Source organism: Alteromonas sp. MTD1 (genome assembly GCF_042848195.1).
Taxonomy (GTDB): Bacteria; Pseudomonadota; Gammaproteobacteria; order Enterobacterales; family Alteromonadaceae; genus Alteromonas.
Genome location: NZ_BTGG01000007.1, coordinates 55692 through 71593 on the forward strand (window position 1 = coordinate 55692; position 15902 = coordinate 71593).

At 42.9% G+C, this 15902-nt stretch carries 17 protein-coding genes; 7 read left to right on the forward strand and 10 right to left on the reverse strand.

Going from position 1 to position 15902, the window contains the following annotated elements; translation table 11 throughout:
• Positions 1-167: 167 nt before the first annotated feature.
• Both ACGHAV_RS10590 and ACGHAV_RS10595 read left to right on the forward strand, forming a co-directional pair.
• Positions 168-1208 carry a YgfZ/GcvT domain-containing protein gene (locus ACGHAV_RS10590; protein ID WP_390380138.1) on the forward strand — a complete coding sequence of 347 codons (1041 nt, stop codon included), beginning with the start codon at positions 168-170 and terminating at the stop codon, positions 1206-1208.
• 65 nt (positions 1209-1273) lie between these two features.
• The gene (locus ACGHAV_RS10595) at positions 1274-1786 is read left to right on the forward strand and encodes a peptidylprolyl isomerase (RefSeq protein WP_390380141.1); all 513 of its coding nucleotides are present in this window, start codon (positions 1274-1276) and stop codon (positions 1784-1786) included.
• A gap of 101 nt (positions 1787-1887) precedes the next feature.
• Here the strand turns inward: ACGHAV_RS10595 and ACGHAV_RS10600 are convergent, their stop codons facing one another.
• A complete protein-coding gene (locus ACGHAV_RS10600; protein ID WP_334013324.1) occupies positions 1888-2226 on the reverse strand; it encodes a P-II family nitrogen regulator in 339 nt (112 codons plus the stop codon).
• Between the two features lie 2 nt (positions 2227-2228).
• Positions 2229-3065, reverse strand: a complete 837-nt coding sequence (gene nadE, locus ACGHAV_RS10605) for an ammonia-dependent NAD(+) synthetase (RefSeq protein WP_390380669.1) — start codon at positions 3063-3065, stop codon at positions 2229-2231.
• Positions 3066-3469: 404 nt separating this feature from the next.
• Here nadE and ACGHAV_RS10610 point away from each other — a divergent pair, with 404 nt between their 5' ends.
• A complete protein-coding gene (locus tag ACGHAV_RS10610; RefSeq protein WP_390380144.1) occupies positions 3470-4138 on the forward strand; it encodes a GspH/FimT family pseudopilin in 669 nt (222 codons plus the stop codon).
• A gap of 71 nt (positions 4139-4209) precedes the next feature.
• On the opposite strand, the gene ACGHAV_RS10615 is transcribed toward ACGHAV_RS10610, so the two are convergent.
• Entirely contained in the window at positions 4210-4605 is a 396-nt protein-coding gene (locus ACGHAV_RS10615; protein WP_390380147.1) for a type II secretion system protein, read from the reverse strand.
• A gap of 99 nt (positions 4606-4704) precedes the next feature.
• Between ACGHAV_RS10615 and ACGHAV_RS10620 the strand changes: the two genes are divergently transcribed.
• From ACGHAV_RS10620 to ACGHAV_RS10635, 4 genes are all read left to right on the forward strand, one after another.
• A complete protein-coding gene (locus tag ACGHAV_RS10620; protein ID WP_390380149.1) occupies positions 4705-5247 on the forward strand; it encodes a Tfp pilus assembly protein FimT/FimU in 543 nt (180 codons plus the stop codon).
• The gene (locus tag ACGHAV_RS10625; protein WP_390380152.1) at positions 5238-5846 is read left to right on the forward strand and encodes a hypothetical protein; all 609 of its coding nucleotides are present in this window, start codon (positions 5238-5240) and stop codon (positions 5844-5846) included. Before ACGHAV_RS10620 ends, ACGHAV_RS10625 begins: the two co-directional genes overlap by 10 nt.
• Positions 5847-5916: 70 nt before the next feature.
• On the forward strand, positions 5917-6741 hold the full coding sequence (locus tag ACGHAV_RS10630; protein ID WP_390380155.1) for a hypothetical protein: 825 nt from the start codon (positions 5917-5919) through the stop codon (positions 6739-6741).
• The gene (locus ACGHAV_RS10635; protein ID WP_390380157.1) at positions 6731-7042 is read left to right on the forward strand and encodes a hypothetical protein; all 312 of its coding nucleotides are present in this window, start codon (positions 6731-6733) and stop codon (positions 7040-7042) included. Before ACGHAV_RS10630 ends, ACGHAV_RS10635 begins: the two co-directional genes overlap by 11 nt.
• Here ACGHAV_RS10635 and ACGHAV_RS10640 read toward each other — a convergent pair.
• From ACGHAV_RS10640 to ACGHAV_RS10670, 7 genes are all read right to left on the reverse strand, one after another.
• Complete coding sequence (locus tag ACGHAV_RS10640) at positions 7017-7478, reverse strand: type IV pilin protein (RefSeq protein WP_390380160.1); 462 nt, start codon at positions 7476-7478, stop codon at positions 7017-7019. The genes ACGHAV_RS10635 and ACGHAV_RS10640 overlap by 26 nt on opposite strands.
• Positions 7479-7483: 5 nt before the next feature.
• On the reverse strand, positions 7484-11554 hold the full coding sequence (locus ACGHAV_RS10645) for a PilC/PilY family type IV pilus protein (protein WP_390380163.1): 4071 nt from the start codon (positions 11552-11554) through the stop codon (positions 7484-7486).
• Positions 11555-11562: 8 nt separating this feature from the next.
• Positions 11563-12126, reverse strand: a complete 564-nt coding sequence (locus ACGHAV_RS10650; protein ID WP_390380166.1) for a PilX N-terminal domain-containing pilus assembly protein — start codon at positions 12124-12126, stop codon at positions 11563-11565.
• The gene (locus ACGHAV_RS10655) at positions 12123-12989 is read right to left on the reverse strand and encodes a PilW family protein (protein ID WP_390380169.1); all 867 of its coding nucleotides are present in this window, start codon (positions 12987-12989) and stop codon (positions 12123-12125) included. Before ACGHAV_RS10655 ends, ACGHAV_RS10650 begins: the two co-directional genes overlap by 4 nt.
• Positions 12986-13615 (reverse strand): prepilin-type N-terminal cleavage/methylation domain-containing protein, encoded by a 630-nt coding sequence (locus ACGHAV_RS10660; protein ID WP_390380172.1) that lies wholly within the window; start codon positions 13613-13615, stop codon positions 12986-12988. The genes ACGHAV_RS10655 and ACGHAV_RS10660 overlap by 4 nt, the downstream gene beginning before the upstream one ends.
• 622 nt (positions 13616-14237) lie before the next feature.
• Complete coding sequence (locus tag ACGHAV_RS10665) at positions 14238-14867, reverse strand: PEP-CTERM sorting domain-containing protein (protein WP_390380175.1); 630 nt, start codon at positions 14865-14867, stop codon at positions 14238-14240.
• A 176-nt stretch (positions 14868-15043) separates the two neighbouring features.
• Positions 15044-15862 (reverse strand): hypothetical protein, encoded by an 819-nt coding sequence (locus ACGHAV_RS10670; RefSeq protein WP_390380177.1) that lies wholly within the window; start codon positions 15860-15862, stop codon positions 15044-15046.
• Between the last annotated feature and the right edge of the window lie 40 nt (positions 15863-15902).

A 15902-nucleotide genomic window follows, 5' to 3' on the forward strand; every position in this document is an offset into this window, starting at 1 on the left:
CCTATTTCTATTTACATTCAATAGTACCACGCTCAGGTGTACGGGATCACTGCTCTTTTGGTCTGATAATGAAACTAATAATAAATTAATATCTACACTAACATCCCTTGATTAATTCTTGTTTTGCCATACTTTGAAAGCATAGTTAAAAAGTAAGAGTGCTTTACATGTCTTCAATTGAAACGCTAAAGGCGTTACCCGAAAAATTTGCTGTTCGTTTAGACAATCACATGCTGATAACCCTTGAGGGCGAGCAAGCTGATAGTTATTTGCAAGGACAAATTACTGTTAACGTCAATAAGCTAACAGCAGACCACGCTCGGCACTATGCGCACTGCGACAACAAGGGAAAAACGTGGTCTGTAGGGTATGTTGCACGTTTCAACAGCAAAATAGCGATGATTGCTAACAAGGCAAGTGGTGCACACACTCTCGCTCAATTGAATAAGTACGGCGTATTTTCAAAAGCCGACATTATTGACGAGTCAAATGCGCACACGCTTTGGTTTGTATCTAGTAATACAGTAGGTGATGCCCTTTCTCACTTCTCATCTAGCGTTGTGACGCAAGAAGATATTGAAAGGCTTGCGGCAGCAAGTGAGCAAGGCACTTCACTGGCAAGCTTTGCAAACGATTCGCTTCTTGCCTTTCAAACAGGCTTTAAAAGCGGTGGTGTTGTACTTGTGCTTACCGAAGAAGCAACTGAGCAAGTACAAGCTAACTTAAACCAACACAGCGTGCCACAACTTGAAGCATCCACTTTTGATGCACTGCAGATTGAAAGTGTTCACCCTGCCCTTTCAGAGTCGGCTGTTGCCGAGTATGTACCGCAAATGATAAACGTGCAGGCTCTTAACGGTATCGATTTCGATAAAGGCTGTTATATGGGACAAGAAGTGGTGGCGAGAACTCGCTTTCTTGGGAAAAACAAACGTGCCGCCTATAGCTTTACATTACCCATGTTCGTGGATGTTAAAGCAGGCGCTAGCTTAGAAAAGCAGTTGGGTGACAACTGGCGTGTTGCCGGAAAAATTATTAGCGTGGCAACGTTAGGTAAAGAAACGCATTTCATTGCGGTTCTCAGCAATGATACTACGCCAGAAGATTTACACAGATTGGCTGATCAAACTGACGTTACCTGTTACCCTAACGCCCTACCGTACAATATTGAACAAAAAGCCAGCAATATTGTAAAAAAACGTCGCTAAACACTGTTTGTTGCTGCGTGAACTTTTAATGCCTTTTGACAAAAAAGGCCAACACAGGAAATGCTATGACCATTACCGCTGACAGCGTTGTAACGCTACACTACACCGTATCGACAGAAGACGGTACAACACTTGATTCATCTGAGGGCAAATCACCTCTAGTAGTGTTGCTTGGACGCCGTTTCCTTATTGAAGGACTAGAAGATGCTTTAATCGGTAAAGCAAAAGATGACAGCTTTAACGTTTCTGTTGCTCCAGAAAAAGCATATGGAGAGCGATTAGATGAACTAGTTCAAACCGTACCACGCTCTATGTTTGAAGGTATGGACGTTGAAGTAGGTATGTCTTTTAGAGCCACTACTCCTCAAGGTGAGCAATCGGTTATTATTATTGAAACGACCGATGAAGATGTTGTGGTAGATGGAAACCACCCGCTTGCAGGGATTCCATTAACCTTCGACGTTAACGTTGTAGACGTACGCGAAGCTACAGCAGAAGAACTTAAGCACGGCCACGTTCACCAAGAAAGCAGCTGCTGTGACGCCGAAACAGGCGAATGTTCATCAGGTGAGCACTAGTCACACACGTAATCGCTTTTAGCTTTGATATTAAAAGCAACGAAAAAGGGAGTTCAACGCTCCCTTTTTTATTTTCAATAGTGAAACAATGCTAACAAATACTAAATAGCTTCTTCGTTTTGCTCGCCAGTACGAATACGCACCGCAGTTTCAACGTTATAAACGAAAATTTTGCCATCACCAATCTTCCCCGTTTTTGCAGAAGACTGAATTGCTTCGACCGCTTGTTCAACGCGTTCGTCGTCTAGTACCAGCTCAATTTTAATTTTCGGCAAAAAATCAACCTGATACTCTGCACCACGATAAAGTTCAGTATGCCCTTTTTGACGACCGAAGCCCTTCACTTCTGAAACGGTCATCCCTGCTATACCTACCTCGGCTAGTGCTTCCCTCACATCATCCATCTTAAATGGTTTAATGATAGCTTCAATTTTTTTCATGACTACAACTCGTCGTAAATAGTTGGAATTGGCACACGTTTGTGTTGTGTACGTTCATAAATATAGAGCAATTTCTCTTCCACTTCCGCAGAAACAGGCTTACCTTCCAAGAAATCGTCAATTTGGTCGTACGTCATACCCAACGCTTGCTCGTCTTCCTTTTGAGGTGAAAGGCTTTCTAAGTCGGCCGTTGGCGCTTTAGTAATTACATTTTGAGGCGCACCTAGATGTGCAGCAATGGCACGCACTTGGCGTTTACTTAAACCGAACAAAGGTGCTAGGTCACAAGCACCATCACCGTATTTGGTGTAAAAGCCTGTAATATTTTCAGCCGAGTGGTCTGTGCCTAATACAAGGCCATCTACCATACCTGCAATTTCGTATTGAATTACCATACGTGTACGCGCTTTTACATTTCCTTTCACGAAATCCTGCTTTGCGTCACTTTCTGGCAATAAGCTAGATTCTGATAATGCTTGCGTAGTAGCTTCATGAATAGCATCTGCGCCTGGCTGAACGTTTACCGTTACTGCATGGGTTGGTTGAATGAAATCAATAGACTTTTGTGCGTCTTCTTCATCAGCCTGAGTGCTGTAAGGAAGTCTTACTGCGATAAACTGATATTTTTTGCCGCCTTCGTCATTTAACTCGTTAACAGCAAGCTGCGCTAATCGCCCAAGTGTGCACGAGTCTATACCACCACTAATACCCAGTACTAAGGCATGAAGACCAGAGGTTTTTAGCTGATTTTTGATAAAGGAAACTCGACGTGTAACTTCATTTTCCACGTCAATCTCAGGCAGTACTCTCATTTCTTCAATAACTGCTTGTTTTTGCATCATAATATCCACGTAATGTTGAGGCGTCCTGACAAGAGTTTACGACACTATTGTCATTCATGTTAAGGCAATTAAATGCTTATTTTTGCTTATTATTATTCGGAGTAATGCTATACGCACTAATACAGCAAGCACGCTGCTTAAAATGGGGGGTTGTGTATATAGCTTTATGCCCCCTCTTTTCAAAATATACCTTTAATTGGTAAAAATAGTTTACCCTAAATAAAGGGAGAGTTTTGTACCAAAAGCCACATTGTGAATTACAAAGCAGAAAGGTTGTCGATTTAAGCGCGACTTTTATGGGCAACATCAGCGTATAGGTGGTTAAAAAGGCCTATCGATGATTAACGTACTAACTCTTCTTTTAACAACCAAATTCTTTCTATTTTTAGTTATTGAGCACCATGCAGTACAGACACCAAGTATACGAAAGCCATCGACGTGAAGGCGCAGACAAGCCTCTGGACGCCAGCCTTAATGAGGGTTGCATGGCTATTCGTGGAACTGCTTTTGTCAAACCTTTCAGCGTAAAACGTCAACGCGGCTTAACACTATTAGAGATGCTAGTAGCAGTAGCCGTGCTTGCTATTGTGGTGACCTCTGTAGCTCCCAATATACAAAGCTTATTGATAAAAAATAAAATTACAGCAGACTTAAATAGCTTGAGCGCTGTGGCTCAGCGTGCTCGCTTTACCGCAGTTGACGAACAAACTGATGTACTGATGTGCCCAACTGACGATTACAGTGCGTGCAGTAATGATTGGAAGCTGGCAAAAATGGTGTTTATTGACAGTAACGGAAACGGCGCTCGCGATAACACTGAAGATTTGATTGTAACCAGCGACCCACTTAATAGTTCAAATACCGTTTACGGCTTGTCTGGTAGCTTAATATTTGACGAACAAGGCGGTGTTAGCCGCGCAGCCACTATTAAGATATGTCCAAAAACAAATGACGTAAATTACGCTTCAGCCCTTTTACTTTCGCTATACGGAAGAATTTCAGTTGCGGTGGACAGTGATGGAAATGGCGTAAAGGAAGATCTACAAGGCAACGATTTATCCTGTAGCTAGTCGAGATGTTTTCAGCACTGGGTAACTTTTTGCACCTCCTATTTATTCCTTCTTACTTACTCCTCCCGACACTACCAGCATTCTATTGGCAAAACCTCATCCTGCGTTATCGCAAGCGTTCGGCAACCTGAAGAAACCGGAACTGACGGCAGCGTAACGCTGAACTTATACGAAATACTTTGCTTTGTCTTATCGGTGTTGTCAGTTATTTTTAAGCCTTCCGGCGGCTTCATATTCAGTTGCTTCAACGACTTATAAATGCCATTTTCCAACCACGCTCTCGCCTGCACAGCCTGAAGCGAGAGTAGATAGCTTTTCGCTTTTAGTCTGTTTGATGCGTGCGCCGCACGTTCCTTGGCTTTATAGAACGAAAGGGTGAGAATAGTCACTATGCTAACTGCTATTAGCATTTCCAATAACGTCAAACCGTTTACATGCCCGATTGCCTTTGCTTTAAACCTATCCATGGTACAGCTTACATCTCGCCTCATTAGAAGTATTTTAAAGGTATCAATGAAGCCGTAACGGAGTAACCGAGCTTGGGTCTAGTTTTTAATATGAATGCGATGAGTAGGTCTACAGGCTATTCATTGCTTGAAGTAATGATAGTGGTTTCCATAATAGTGCTACTTAGTACGTTCGCTATCCCTTCTATTAACCATTGGCAAGCTGACAACAAATTTAGAAACGCATTACAGGCCGTAAGCGAGCTAGTAAAAGCAACTCGATTACAGGCCCTTGCAACTGGGGCAGAAAAACACCTTGTAGTTAATGGCAAAAGTGAAGAGTGTATCGCTATCAGCACCAATGCCAGCTGTTATTGCTCTGTATCTTCGCTACCAATTTCGCCCACTCCAGCCTCAAAACAATGTACATCAGACAATGAAATAAGACCGGTGTTACTTCGTGATAAACATATAGATATCACCACATCATCGGGTGACAACAAAGTGATTACTTTTAACAAACACGGCACATTAAATTTTTCTAGCAGCACAACAATAGTGCTGAAAAGTAAACAACGAGAGGGCCGCATAATAATTAGTAGCTTAGGAAGGGCGCGAAGCTGTTCATCTCCGTTTTTAAGTGGGGTTGCTAAGTGCACATAACAAGAGGGGCAACGTTAACCGAGCTACTTGTAGCAACTACAATAATGCTGATTGTCTCGCTTCAGGCAAGCACCTATAGCTCACAGTTGGCACAAGCAGTGATGAAGTTTGAGCACCGCATTAAACTAGAAGATGAGTTGCGGGCTTTACAGTTTGTATTGACTGAAAATATAAAAAGTACTGACTTTGCCGCCTATGACCACGTGCAACCCGTCGCTTTTTCATCCGTAACATTGCCTCCTAAACCTACGTTAACAATCAGTCAATTTGGCTCCGAAGCCACAAACAGCTGCGTGCTGTTTGCGTATGATAAAAACGAAAGCGGTGTGATTGAGGCTTCTGCATCTGAACAATTTGGCTACAGACTACGATCGAAGGCAATTGAATATAGAGTAAAAGGTAAAGCATGTGAGGTAACTGGTTGGCACGACATAACAGATACCCGCTCGACGTTGATAACTAGGTTACGCTTCACTATTACGCAGGCTTCCTCGTGGGGCACGTTACTTGAGGTAACGATAGATGCGCAGGATGCAACGTACACTGATATCGCACAAACGAAAACATTTACGATTGGTTTAGTAAATGTGCAAGCCTGAGGATTGCGAACTGCACACAGCGCTTGCTCACTTGAAAGTAAGCCCCTTAAAAAGCGAAAGTAGCGGTTTCATGATGCTCTCGCTCGTACTTATACTTCTACTTTCGCTGTCATACCTGGTATTTTCAAGCGCTCACAGCATTATTACATTCAGTAGGTTAGACAAATTAACACAACAGACTTCAAATGAATCATTATCTGCACGACAAGCAACCCGTGAATTAGCGAAAAGCATCGCAGTAAAACCGCTAGGAAAGTTACTACCCGCACAACATTCACATAAATTCGTCGTTAATTCATTCAGCTACAAAGGAGCACATGAGCTTTTAGTTGAACAGTTTTCTATAGCTACGTCGTCTTTAGAGGGCGCGTTACAATATAAAGAAAGCTTTGTTAAATACCCGAGTATTCTAGCACTACCTAACAACACGAAGAATTTTGATGTAGACAGTTCAATCACTGAGAAAATGTTCAATAGAACATTGGAAAGCTTTAGCCACGGTTATTTACCCTCGCCGCTCAGTGCAAATAATTGCAATGACTTGCAAACAAAAGTGGTGGTTTGGATTGAAGGAAACTGTTTGCTCACCGCCAAAAGTGTAAAGCACAGTAGTGCTAAAAACCCCATTCTGCTAGTGGTTAAAAATGGCAATATTACCTTTGAAGAGAATACTACATTTTACGGTTTGCTAATTATCATCCCTAGTACTTCAAACACCAACAAAGTAGTGCTTCATCCGTCAGCCAAACTTACAGGGCTCGCTATTTCAACCCGCTCTATTACAACCGATATTCAGGGAACCACTGCTTTTTCGTTTGACGTGTTGCAGCAATTACAGCAACACGCAGCCCTTTTCAAAATAATACCGATACCGGGAACGGCTTATGAATACTAAAAAGTACGGTAAGTTACCTAAGAGTCAAAAATGTCGTGGTGCGGTGCTTGTGGAGGTGTTAATGGCCACATTTATTTTTATAAGTAGCAGTGCGTTTCTATTTTCAGCATTTAATAAATCATCAACACTGCTAGTGGCTATACAAGAACACCAGCAGCGCTATTTAGCTTCACGAATGCCAAAAGAGCGCGAATTTATCACTGCACCTTACGACCAACAATGGAATGACGTTACAAAGCTGGGGGCGCTAAAGCTAGAGGGTACTAGTACCTTTACTAACAAGACCAACAATATTCGCTAGATTCAATACTGCCGTTATTGTTTTGATCCCATGCTTTTCGGCCATCACTAAAATAGAACAAGGCGCCATCACTGCTTTGCCCTGAACCACTTACCGGAGTGGCTTTTAACTGGTAGCTTGTTGCCGTGGCGGCAACAATAGTTAAGTCGTAACGCTTGTTCGTTTGCGGCTCTGAAGAGGGTGAATAAGTAGTGAAAATTGCTGGAGCACCTGTATTGCTGCCACCGCTGCCAGCACCTTCATAACTAAAAGAGCCGCTGTGGTGCCTCTCCATTGCTGATGCAAAAGCAAGCAAGTCAGCCTGCCCTGTACCGCGGTAACCATCTGCCACAACACCTTGATAAGATGGGTAAGCTATAGCCGCGACAATACCGATAATAGTAACCACAATCATCAGCTCAATAAGTGAGAAGCCTTTTTGTACAGTATGTTTCATATCCTTCACTCTCTTTCCGTTTCCGAATGCCAACTTCCTCGTTGAATACGTTCAAACCTACCATAAATGTTTTCAGCAAGGCACTCAAACGCCGACACACAGGCTTTGTCGTTACCGTCTTCATCAACTTCAATAACCGCAGATACACACTCTGTACCCAAACACACCACCGGACTAACGATGTCTTCTATGAGTATTTTTGTTTCAGGTGCAATGCCGGTTTGTTTGAGTTCAGCTGATCTGTCACCACTGTCCAGTACACCATTGATATTGAGGTCGCTTACTGCATTACCGTTAAACATACTGACAAGATACGCACGACTGTTTCCTGTAGGAGGTGCGCAGGCACTGGTACTGCTTACTGCAGGAACATAGGTTGTAAAGAACACCTTGTAATCGAGAATAAGCGGTGAGGACAACACTTTCTCACCGTTGGTGGTCAAGTTTAAGTACCAACCTGATTTGTTGGCAAAAGTGCTTGCCGCCAAATTACGATCTTCCTCGTTACTACTGGTTAAGGCGTGGCTTGTAGCGTTATACATGTCTGATTCAAACACTGTACTCATGAACGTGTACTCGCCATTGACGTCTCGCTTGAAAACTCCTTCGTCTTTCAACATATAGAAGTTATCTTCCACTACAGTGTCTAAAGGCGATGCTCTCCAACCACTACCTAACGCCACGCCATAATAAAGCTCATCACCGAGTGCGATTTCAGTAACATCAGGACCGTAATAGAAGCGGCGATTAGTTTCGGCTGTGTCACCACCAAAATCTGCAATCCGTTGCCCTTTGATAAAGTCAGTGCCACTTTCACCATTGTATATATCTAGCCTAAACAGCTGACCACCAGTATCTGCCACATACATATGATCGGCGAAACCGTCATTATCACGGTCGATAACAGAGATCCTGCCAGGAATACTATAATTCATATTTGAAAGATTAAGGTTCGAATCAGCATTACTTGCGTGCCATAGTAAAGCTCCGGTATCGGCATCGAACATGAATACCGCATTACCTATTGAGTCGCTTGATCTTACTAAGCGGTCGTCTTGTGCATCATCATAGCCACCGCCTACTATCATTACATTTTTTACCGTATCTCCCATTCTCACTTTGGTGATTGTGGGGCGTGACCATGTTTGACCCAATTTTGCTAAACCGCCTACACCACCTTCAATCTTGAACTTAAGTGATGGTGCAGTTTTGTTCGTAACATCAAACACGTAGTAGTTTTGACCACCGCGGCGCATTCCTACATATAGGTACTTACTGTCGCCTACGTGACGTAAGATAAGGTCGCCGTCTATGCCATATCGGTGTTCGAAAGAAGATGCATCTTTATAAAAGTGGTGCAAATTCGCAAGCAGCTCTTTGGGCATAATGGCAAAGTTTTCCTCGCCTGTAGTGGTGTCGAATGAATGTATCATTCCATGGTTGGTAGCCACCAAAATTGCTGAGTCGTTTTCACCATAGTTCACAATGATTGGTTGAGAGTGAATTGGGTCGCCCATCTGTGCGCGAAAATCTGATGTACTGCCGTCGCCATCGCTGTCTTTTACATCTACGCCGCGAGCCCATTTAAGCAGTGCATCACGTAATGCTTCAGGCTCAGGCTCACTTTGAATAGCTAAGTCAGTAGCGGTAATGGTTGTGTTGTTTTCATGAAGCGCGTTCGAGCTTCTTATAATTGAGCCATCGCCATCGAATACATAAATATTCCTGTTGGCGCCTAGCTGACTTGCAGCGCCGCCGTCACTCACTTCACTGCCATCGGCTAACGTAGACCAATAACTGTGTGAGTTCTCTGAGAAGAATCCCGTAACGCTGTCTACAGCGTTCAAGCTATTCTTATCAAGAATTTTGTCCCCGCTTAACCTGTAACGTTTTAAGTTCCCTGGCCAAATAGCGCCTTCGCTGGGTTTAAATAATGCGAAGTAAAGCTCGTCACGGTGTGTTAAGCGGTTAAGCTGGTTTACAGCAACACCGGGAGATACAAACGTTGCATTAATGTCTTTTACAGAGCGTAGAATAGTATTAAATGCCTCTAGCAAGTTGGTACTATTATCTGCTTGATAAAATCCACCACCGCTTTGTAGTGCTAGCTGATTTAGAAAGTTGTTTGCACTATTATTTGCTGCAAAACCGATAGTGTGAGTAATAACGCGTGGGCCTATCACCGAGGTTTCAGATTCGCTGATATTTCTCACCAAATCGAGTCCGCACTTCTCACCGCCACTGCCTGTGCAGGTTTTTCCCAGCAACGCCTGAATTTTACTTACACTGTGATTGTTGTTAGCCACACCATCAGATAAAAGCACAATATGGTTATTGGTTTGACACTGTAAATCGGAAACCGGAGAAATATAGGTTGCTGGTGTCGGGATCTGCTCATTCACACAGTCGCTGTCTGATAAATTATCTTCGCTACAACCTGAAGGCAGAATAGAGTCAGCGCCCAAATAAGAACTGCGATGACTAACACGCGTGCTCCGGCGCACTGAACTACTTACATCACTTTCACCACGTTTTAAGCCGTAATCTACATTGCGGCCACCATAGTAGTTACTGGCTTCTAGTAATGTATCAACAATTGGTGTTAGACCGTTTGCACTTAGTTCATCAACTTTACTGATTAAATGCTCTCGCACGGTAGCAGAGGCACCAGGGGTGGCCGAGCCGTTAAACTTCACTATCAGCTTAGCGGCTTTTGAAGGTGAACCACCATACGTGTAAGCACCTCGGTACGATACAAAATCATCTAGCACAAAAGCCATATCGTTGCCCGATTGCCACCCCGACCGGTCGGTGATTTGCTTCACGATACTGCTAATATCGGGGGTACGATAGCTATTGTTACGATAGAAATCTGGCATTGACCAGGTTAAACCGGATGTTTTCGGTAAGTTGCGAATTCGATAGCGACGGTCAGGGTGAAAATCGTCGGCATCATCATCGGCCACGCCGCGAATGCGCATGCTCGGGCTACCATAGGTAGTTGTGTTATATGCCGTAAGCTCTAAGTATGCCTCTGAAATAACCGCGCCTTGAGGAATATTCACATTTCTGAAGCGTAAACCAATATAACTATTGTAAGAAGGATGGAAAGTCAGCTCGCTGCCGGTATTGGGGTAGCCATTTCTATCTTCTTCAGAGTTATCTCGCGAGTTTGATACTTGATAAATACCCTCACCTTGCACACAACCGGTGGCGGTAGAATCGTCGTAAGACACAACCAATTGCGGTGCACCGCTTTGCCCTACGTCACTGGCTCTCGCCTCGCGACCACTTGCGCTATCATCGCTGCTGCCTTCAATTAATATGTTAAGGTCTTTCCCACCGCACCATGCTGATAAATCCACAACTTCTTGTATGACAGCGCTAATATCGGGTGTAGTAACCACTTCACCTGAAGCAGGAAAATCGTTGTCGGTTGTCCACTCTACAGTGGCCGTGGTTTTAGTTCGTGATGTTAAATTACTATTCGTATTCGAAAATACTGAGGAATCGGCGTTATCTTCTGCAGAAATAACTAATGACGTACCTGCAACGTTAAAGCCTTCAGAGGTGAAGCGTAGGTTAGCACTTACAATGGTAGCGCCTTGTGGAATTTTTAAGTCGGTAAAGCGCAGGCCAGATGTGACTGTTTTAGTCCCCTGACTTAAAACGAGGTCGTTGGCATTGGTGGTAACAGCTCCATCTATTTCATGAGCGTCGTGATCATCATCGTTAGTTGAGATAACAATTTCAGGACGTACCGTTTCATCTATATTACGAATAGGGTAGAGAATGGGGCCACCATAGTCCGAAAAACGCATAAGACCAGCATTGATGTTTGTCGCAGAACCTAGCGCCGCTTTCAATGCATTTTGGACACGTAACATGCGCGTCTGGTCGGTACCGTCGTAGCCTCCCATACTGCCTGATGAGTCCATAATAAACAGTACGTTTGGATTGTAGGTAACTGCACTATTGGCATTGCCTAAATAAATGTCTAAGTCGTCACCAAATGCAGAGAACCCAATGCAACTGAAGAGTATTGTTGAAGCAAAATAGCTAGATAACTTTCTCATAACATCACCTATTGAGAGGCCGGGCCGAACACCGACGCTGCAAGCGTATTTGCAACCACCGTCGATTTACCTGCTACCTTTCCACATCCGCGTATAATGAATACGTGACAATTAATATTACTGCCGCCAATTACGTTACTAGAGCCACGACATGCCTGTTCGCGTATAAACGCTGTTCGAGACCAGCTTTTTGAAGCAACCGCGGTTTGATATGTCCCGTCGTTAATATGTCTATCGCCTATGGCAAGACCACCTTCAGTCATGTAGCGATCTGTCCACTCATTGTTATCAAAGCAGCTCACTGCATCGTTTGCAGGGTCGAAAATATTACCTTGTCTGGCTTCTGATAACGGGTCGGTTTGATTAGGATCGCTAAGTAATGTTTCGTCTTCAGATTCGAAGAATACCCCAGCAATAGCCGATTCAGCCGCATCGAAAGCCAAACCACTTTGTTGCATCGACACCGCCATTTTAGACTGAGATAAGCTGCTGGTTACCGCGCTTACACCTAACACAGTAATAGACAACAAAACGAGTAACGCGAATACCATCACTAAACCACGCTGTTTCATTGCGAACTCCTTACAAAATTCTTCATATTACGAAGTGCCAGTGTTTTTGAAAAAACCTGATAGTAATGCGATGTACTCATGGTTTTTGCACTCTCGTTAAGCAGCGCAAAACGCTGCGCTTGAGTTTGCTGTACTTCATTTTGATAACTTTTCAACATGATGGCCCAACGTAGCGCGACCACCTGCTGATTTTGCGCTCTTAGAAGGCCTAATTCATTGGCAGTTACATAGCTTACTGGCTGACCTTTTGATGATGTAATTCGCTCTGACACGCCAAACTGAACATGAAAGCTTTCCACATTGTCTAAAAGCGTTACCGTTACTGGCGCCACAGATTGGTTTTTAAGCCCCCTTAAAACACGGCCATCAAAGCCTGTACATTTAAGTTCGCTACCGCTCACAAAATAGTGGTTTACTACATGAAACTCTTCATCTGCCGCATAGCCATGACTGTTGCCCGTGCAGTCTTCTTTGCCCAATAAACTCACCACCAATTTATCGCTATCGCCGCTTGCAGCTTGAATACTGCCAAGCTCACCGCTGGTAACAAAGTCGCCCACAAGGGCAATAGGCTTGTTCTGAACATACGCCGCTTCAGCAATAGTATCGACAGAACTATCAATGGCAGCCGTAACCAAGTCGTAGCGCCCTACTTCATAGAACTCAGACGATAAACGCGCCATAATAAAACGCCCCGATTCTTGTACCTGCGCGACAGCTTGATTCAACTTATTTGTGACACTGCTGCTTACCAACACTTGAATAATGGCACCGGAAATAATGAGGCCGAGCGTAAGGGAAATCATAAGCTCGACAAGGGAGAAACCTGTGTTTTTCATCGGGGTCGATAATCCGCGCGTCATAATGTAATGTCCTTGAACACGCAGGCATTGCTATCGCCTTCTATTGGGTTGCAGCGGCTGTTAAGCGTATAGTTTTGGTTACCCGATGACGTAACCGGCCACGTTAATAATACTTCGATGCGAGAGCCTGCGCTGCATCTGTAAACATCGGCAGTGTTGTTATCATCGCAGCGAATATTTACTTTTGTCTGTGGGTTAGTTTGTACCGCAGAGCAAGACAGCGCCCAACCGTCGTAGGCGGCCATTTGCTGCTCTGTACAGGCGTTGCCTTCGCAATTGGGAATACCGGCCGGGCGACTTAAGCAATAACAACGGTAAGGATGCGAAGAGCCTGCGCAACTTAGGCGCGAAAAGTTGTAGCTGTCGCTGTTAAAATAGTCGTTGTGTACTACCATACCGTCGCCTACTGTGGCTGGCCTTGCTGCTGCACGCAAACGCTCAGCGACCTGGGCTGCAACCATTTCAGCTTGGGTTCTACTTATTGCGTCTTTGTTCGCAAACGAACCAGTAAACTGAAGCGCTGCAACACCGAGCAAACCAACGGCAAGAATAAACAAGGTTATAAGGATCTCAATAAGACCCACGCCTGTTTGCTTGCTCATATCATTTACTGACCTGGTATTCATTGCCACCCTTTCTGTAATATCACTTTGGCGAGGAAACCTTATACCCCAAATACACCTCTACCAATGTAGTATAGTAAGACAATTGGGTATGCAACTGCGTATTCTTAGTTATCAAAACGTATAATTTAAAGATACGAATAAGGTTTTTGGTGTGTTCAGAGACTGCCAGTAACCTTACTTTCCTTTCTTAGCTAAAGACTTACTATCGGCAGCTTTAATGAATAGTTGTGGGATATTTATTTTACCAGCTTCACTACATGAAAAACGTCAAGACACGTATATCAAGCTATTCGCAAGTTGCTGATAGTAAAGCACACTAGCACAAACAAAAACACCGCATTCAATGCGGGCTATTGAGTGAACTTGGAGCCGTTTTGTTGAAAACAACAATGTGGCTTTTTGCTTTTAGAAGACTTTTTCCTTATTTTTCAATGATAATTGAGCCACAAGAAAGTATTCGAATTTCTCAAAAATTTACGATTAGCTTAATATTTCAGTTGGTTACTGAGATATTTGAAAGCGCGTGTGTAGGTTTACACTAATTTTCTTTTTTTGTATTTCTTAAAACGAAAAAAGCACTGACCATTATGATCAGTGATTTCGATTTTAATAATATTTTTTACTATGCTTGTTTTTTAAATTTACGAGAAGCTAATCCCATTAAACCTAAAGCAAAAAATGCTATAGCTGATGGTTCAGGTACACTAGCAGCTTGATATTTAAAATTATCAAATTTAGTAGAAGTATTTGCTCCTCCATTAGCAGGATCGTCAACAAAAGATATCAGCTTAAATGATGAAGTTGAAATTAGACCAAAGAAACCATTAGTTCTTGGTGAACCGACATTAAATGATTGGCCATCAACTGTGACAACAGTGAAATCACTGGTAGGGTCTTCATTAGAAAAGTCAAAGCCGAATGCATTAATTTCAAAATCAAATTCAATAAACATTGTATCTGGAACATTACAGCATTGGGTAAAAAAGTCTATATGATTAGATGTAAAGATGGAAGATGTGTTAGCTACTGATAAAGTAATTAGGCTATCGTTTTCATAAATACTAAAATCGCCAAAGTCATTATTGGAAAAAACACCTAGAGTGTCTGAATTGAAATCATATGTTCCTGTTATATTCACAGCATTGATAAAATCAGCCTCATCAGTGAATATAGTAATTAATCCAGCATTGACAATTCCACTAACAGTCAAAGCGAAGCTAGCTATTAAGCCTTTTAAAAATTTATTTTTCATTTGAGTTAGCCTTTTAGTGCCTGTCCTTATAGGACAGAGGTACTTAATTAAGTTAAAATTAAACATTGCGCCCTCGATAAAGCAAGAAATACACCTATTATTTTATTTGGCAAAAAAACAACAGGTTAGAGAGTGTTGGTGATTTTAGTGTTTGACGCTTGCAAAATAACCTGACACTAAAATCGGTTACTCAAGAAACTAGGAAGGTGTTCAGTCTTGTTGCGATAAACCTCATCAATACGCTCTTTATCCAGGCTAAATGACAACAAATCTTCCGCTGTGTAGTGTTTTCTAGTTAGCCCAAGTCGCATTGCTGGCGTGGTAGGTTTAGGTTTGTTATTGCCTTTGAAGTTTCGCTTAATGGTGCGCTTTATGGTGCGCTCATTGGTCATGCAATAATTGAAATACACGCGCTTGATTTCAATGAGCTTTACCATCCATTCTGGATTGTAACCCGCGTAGGCATTCCAGCGTTTTGCATTGGTGGCACTAGTTACAGATCTCTCTAAAAGATTAATGTGTCTACTCAAAATTTGAAACCAATTATCAACACCATGAAGCGAGGCATTGGCTAATAAACTTGCCACCAGTTTTGGGTTCATGCGCTTCACATCACCTAGTGGCATCATCATTGCTAAACGTGATTTACTATTCGGGTTGATTATCCATTCTGATTTAGCATTACCGACACGAACTCGGTTTGATAATTGCGCTTCCCCAAGTGCCTTTTTGATGCCTTCATTAGTGATTTCTGGGTTTTCTTTTTTTAAGTTCGCTCTAACTTCTCTGAGTCGTTTTGATGCATCTTCATCCAGATACTGAGCGCAGCCTGTTTTCTCTACTGAGATTTGAAAGGCATAAAGCTTATTGCGTGCTATCCAATCGTTAAAAACCGCTCCTACGGCTAATTTGATACCAGAATCATTATCTGCGTATAAGTTAACTTGATTGGCATATTTGAGTTTTTGCTTAAGTAAAGCAAAGTGCGCTAACACGCTATACGTTTGCTGTACCAGTAATCCTTTTGGTGGTAGT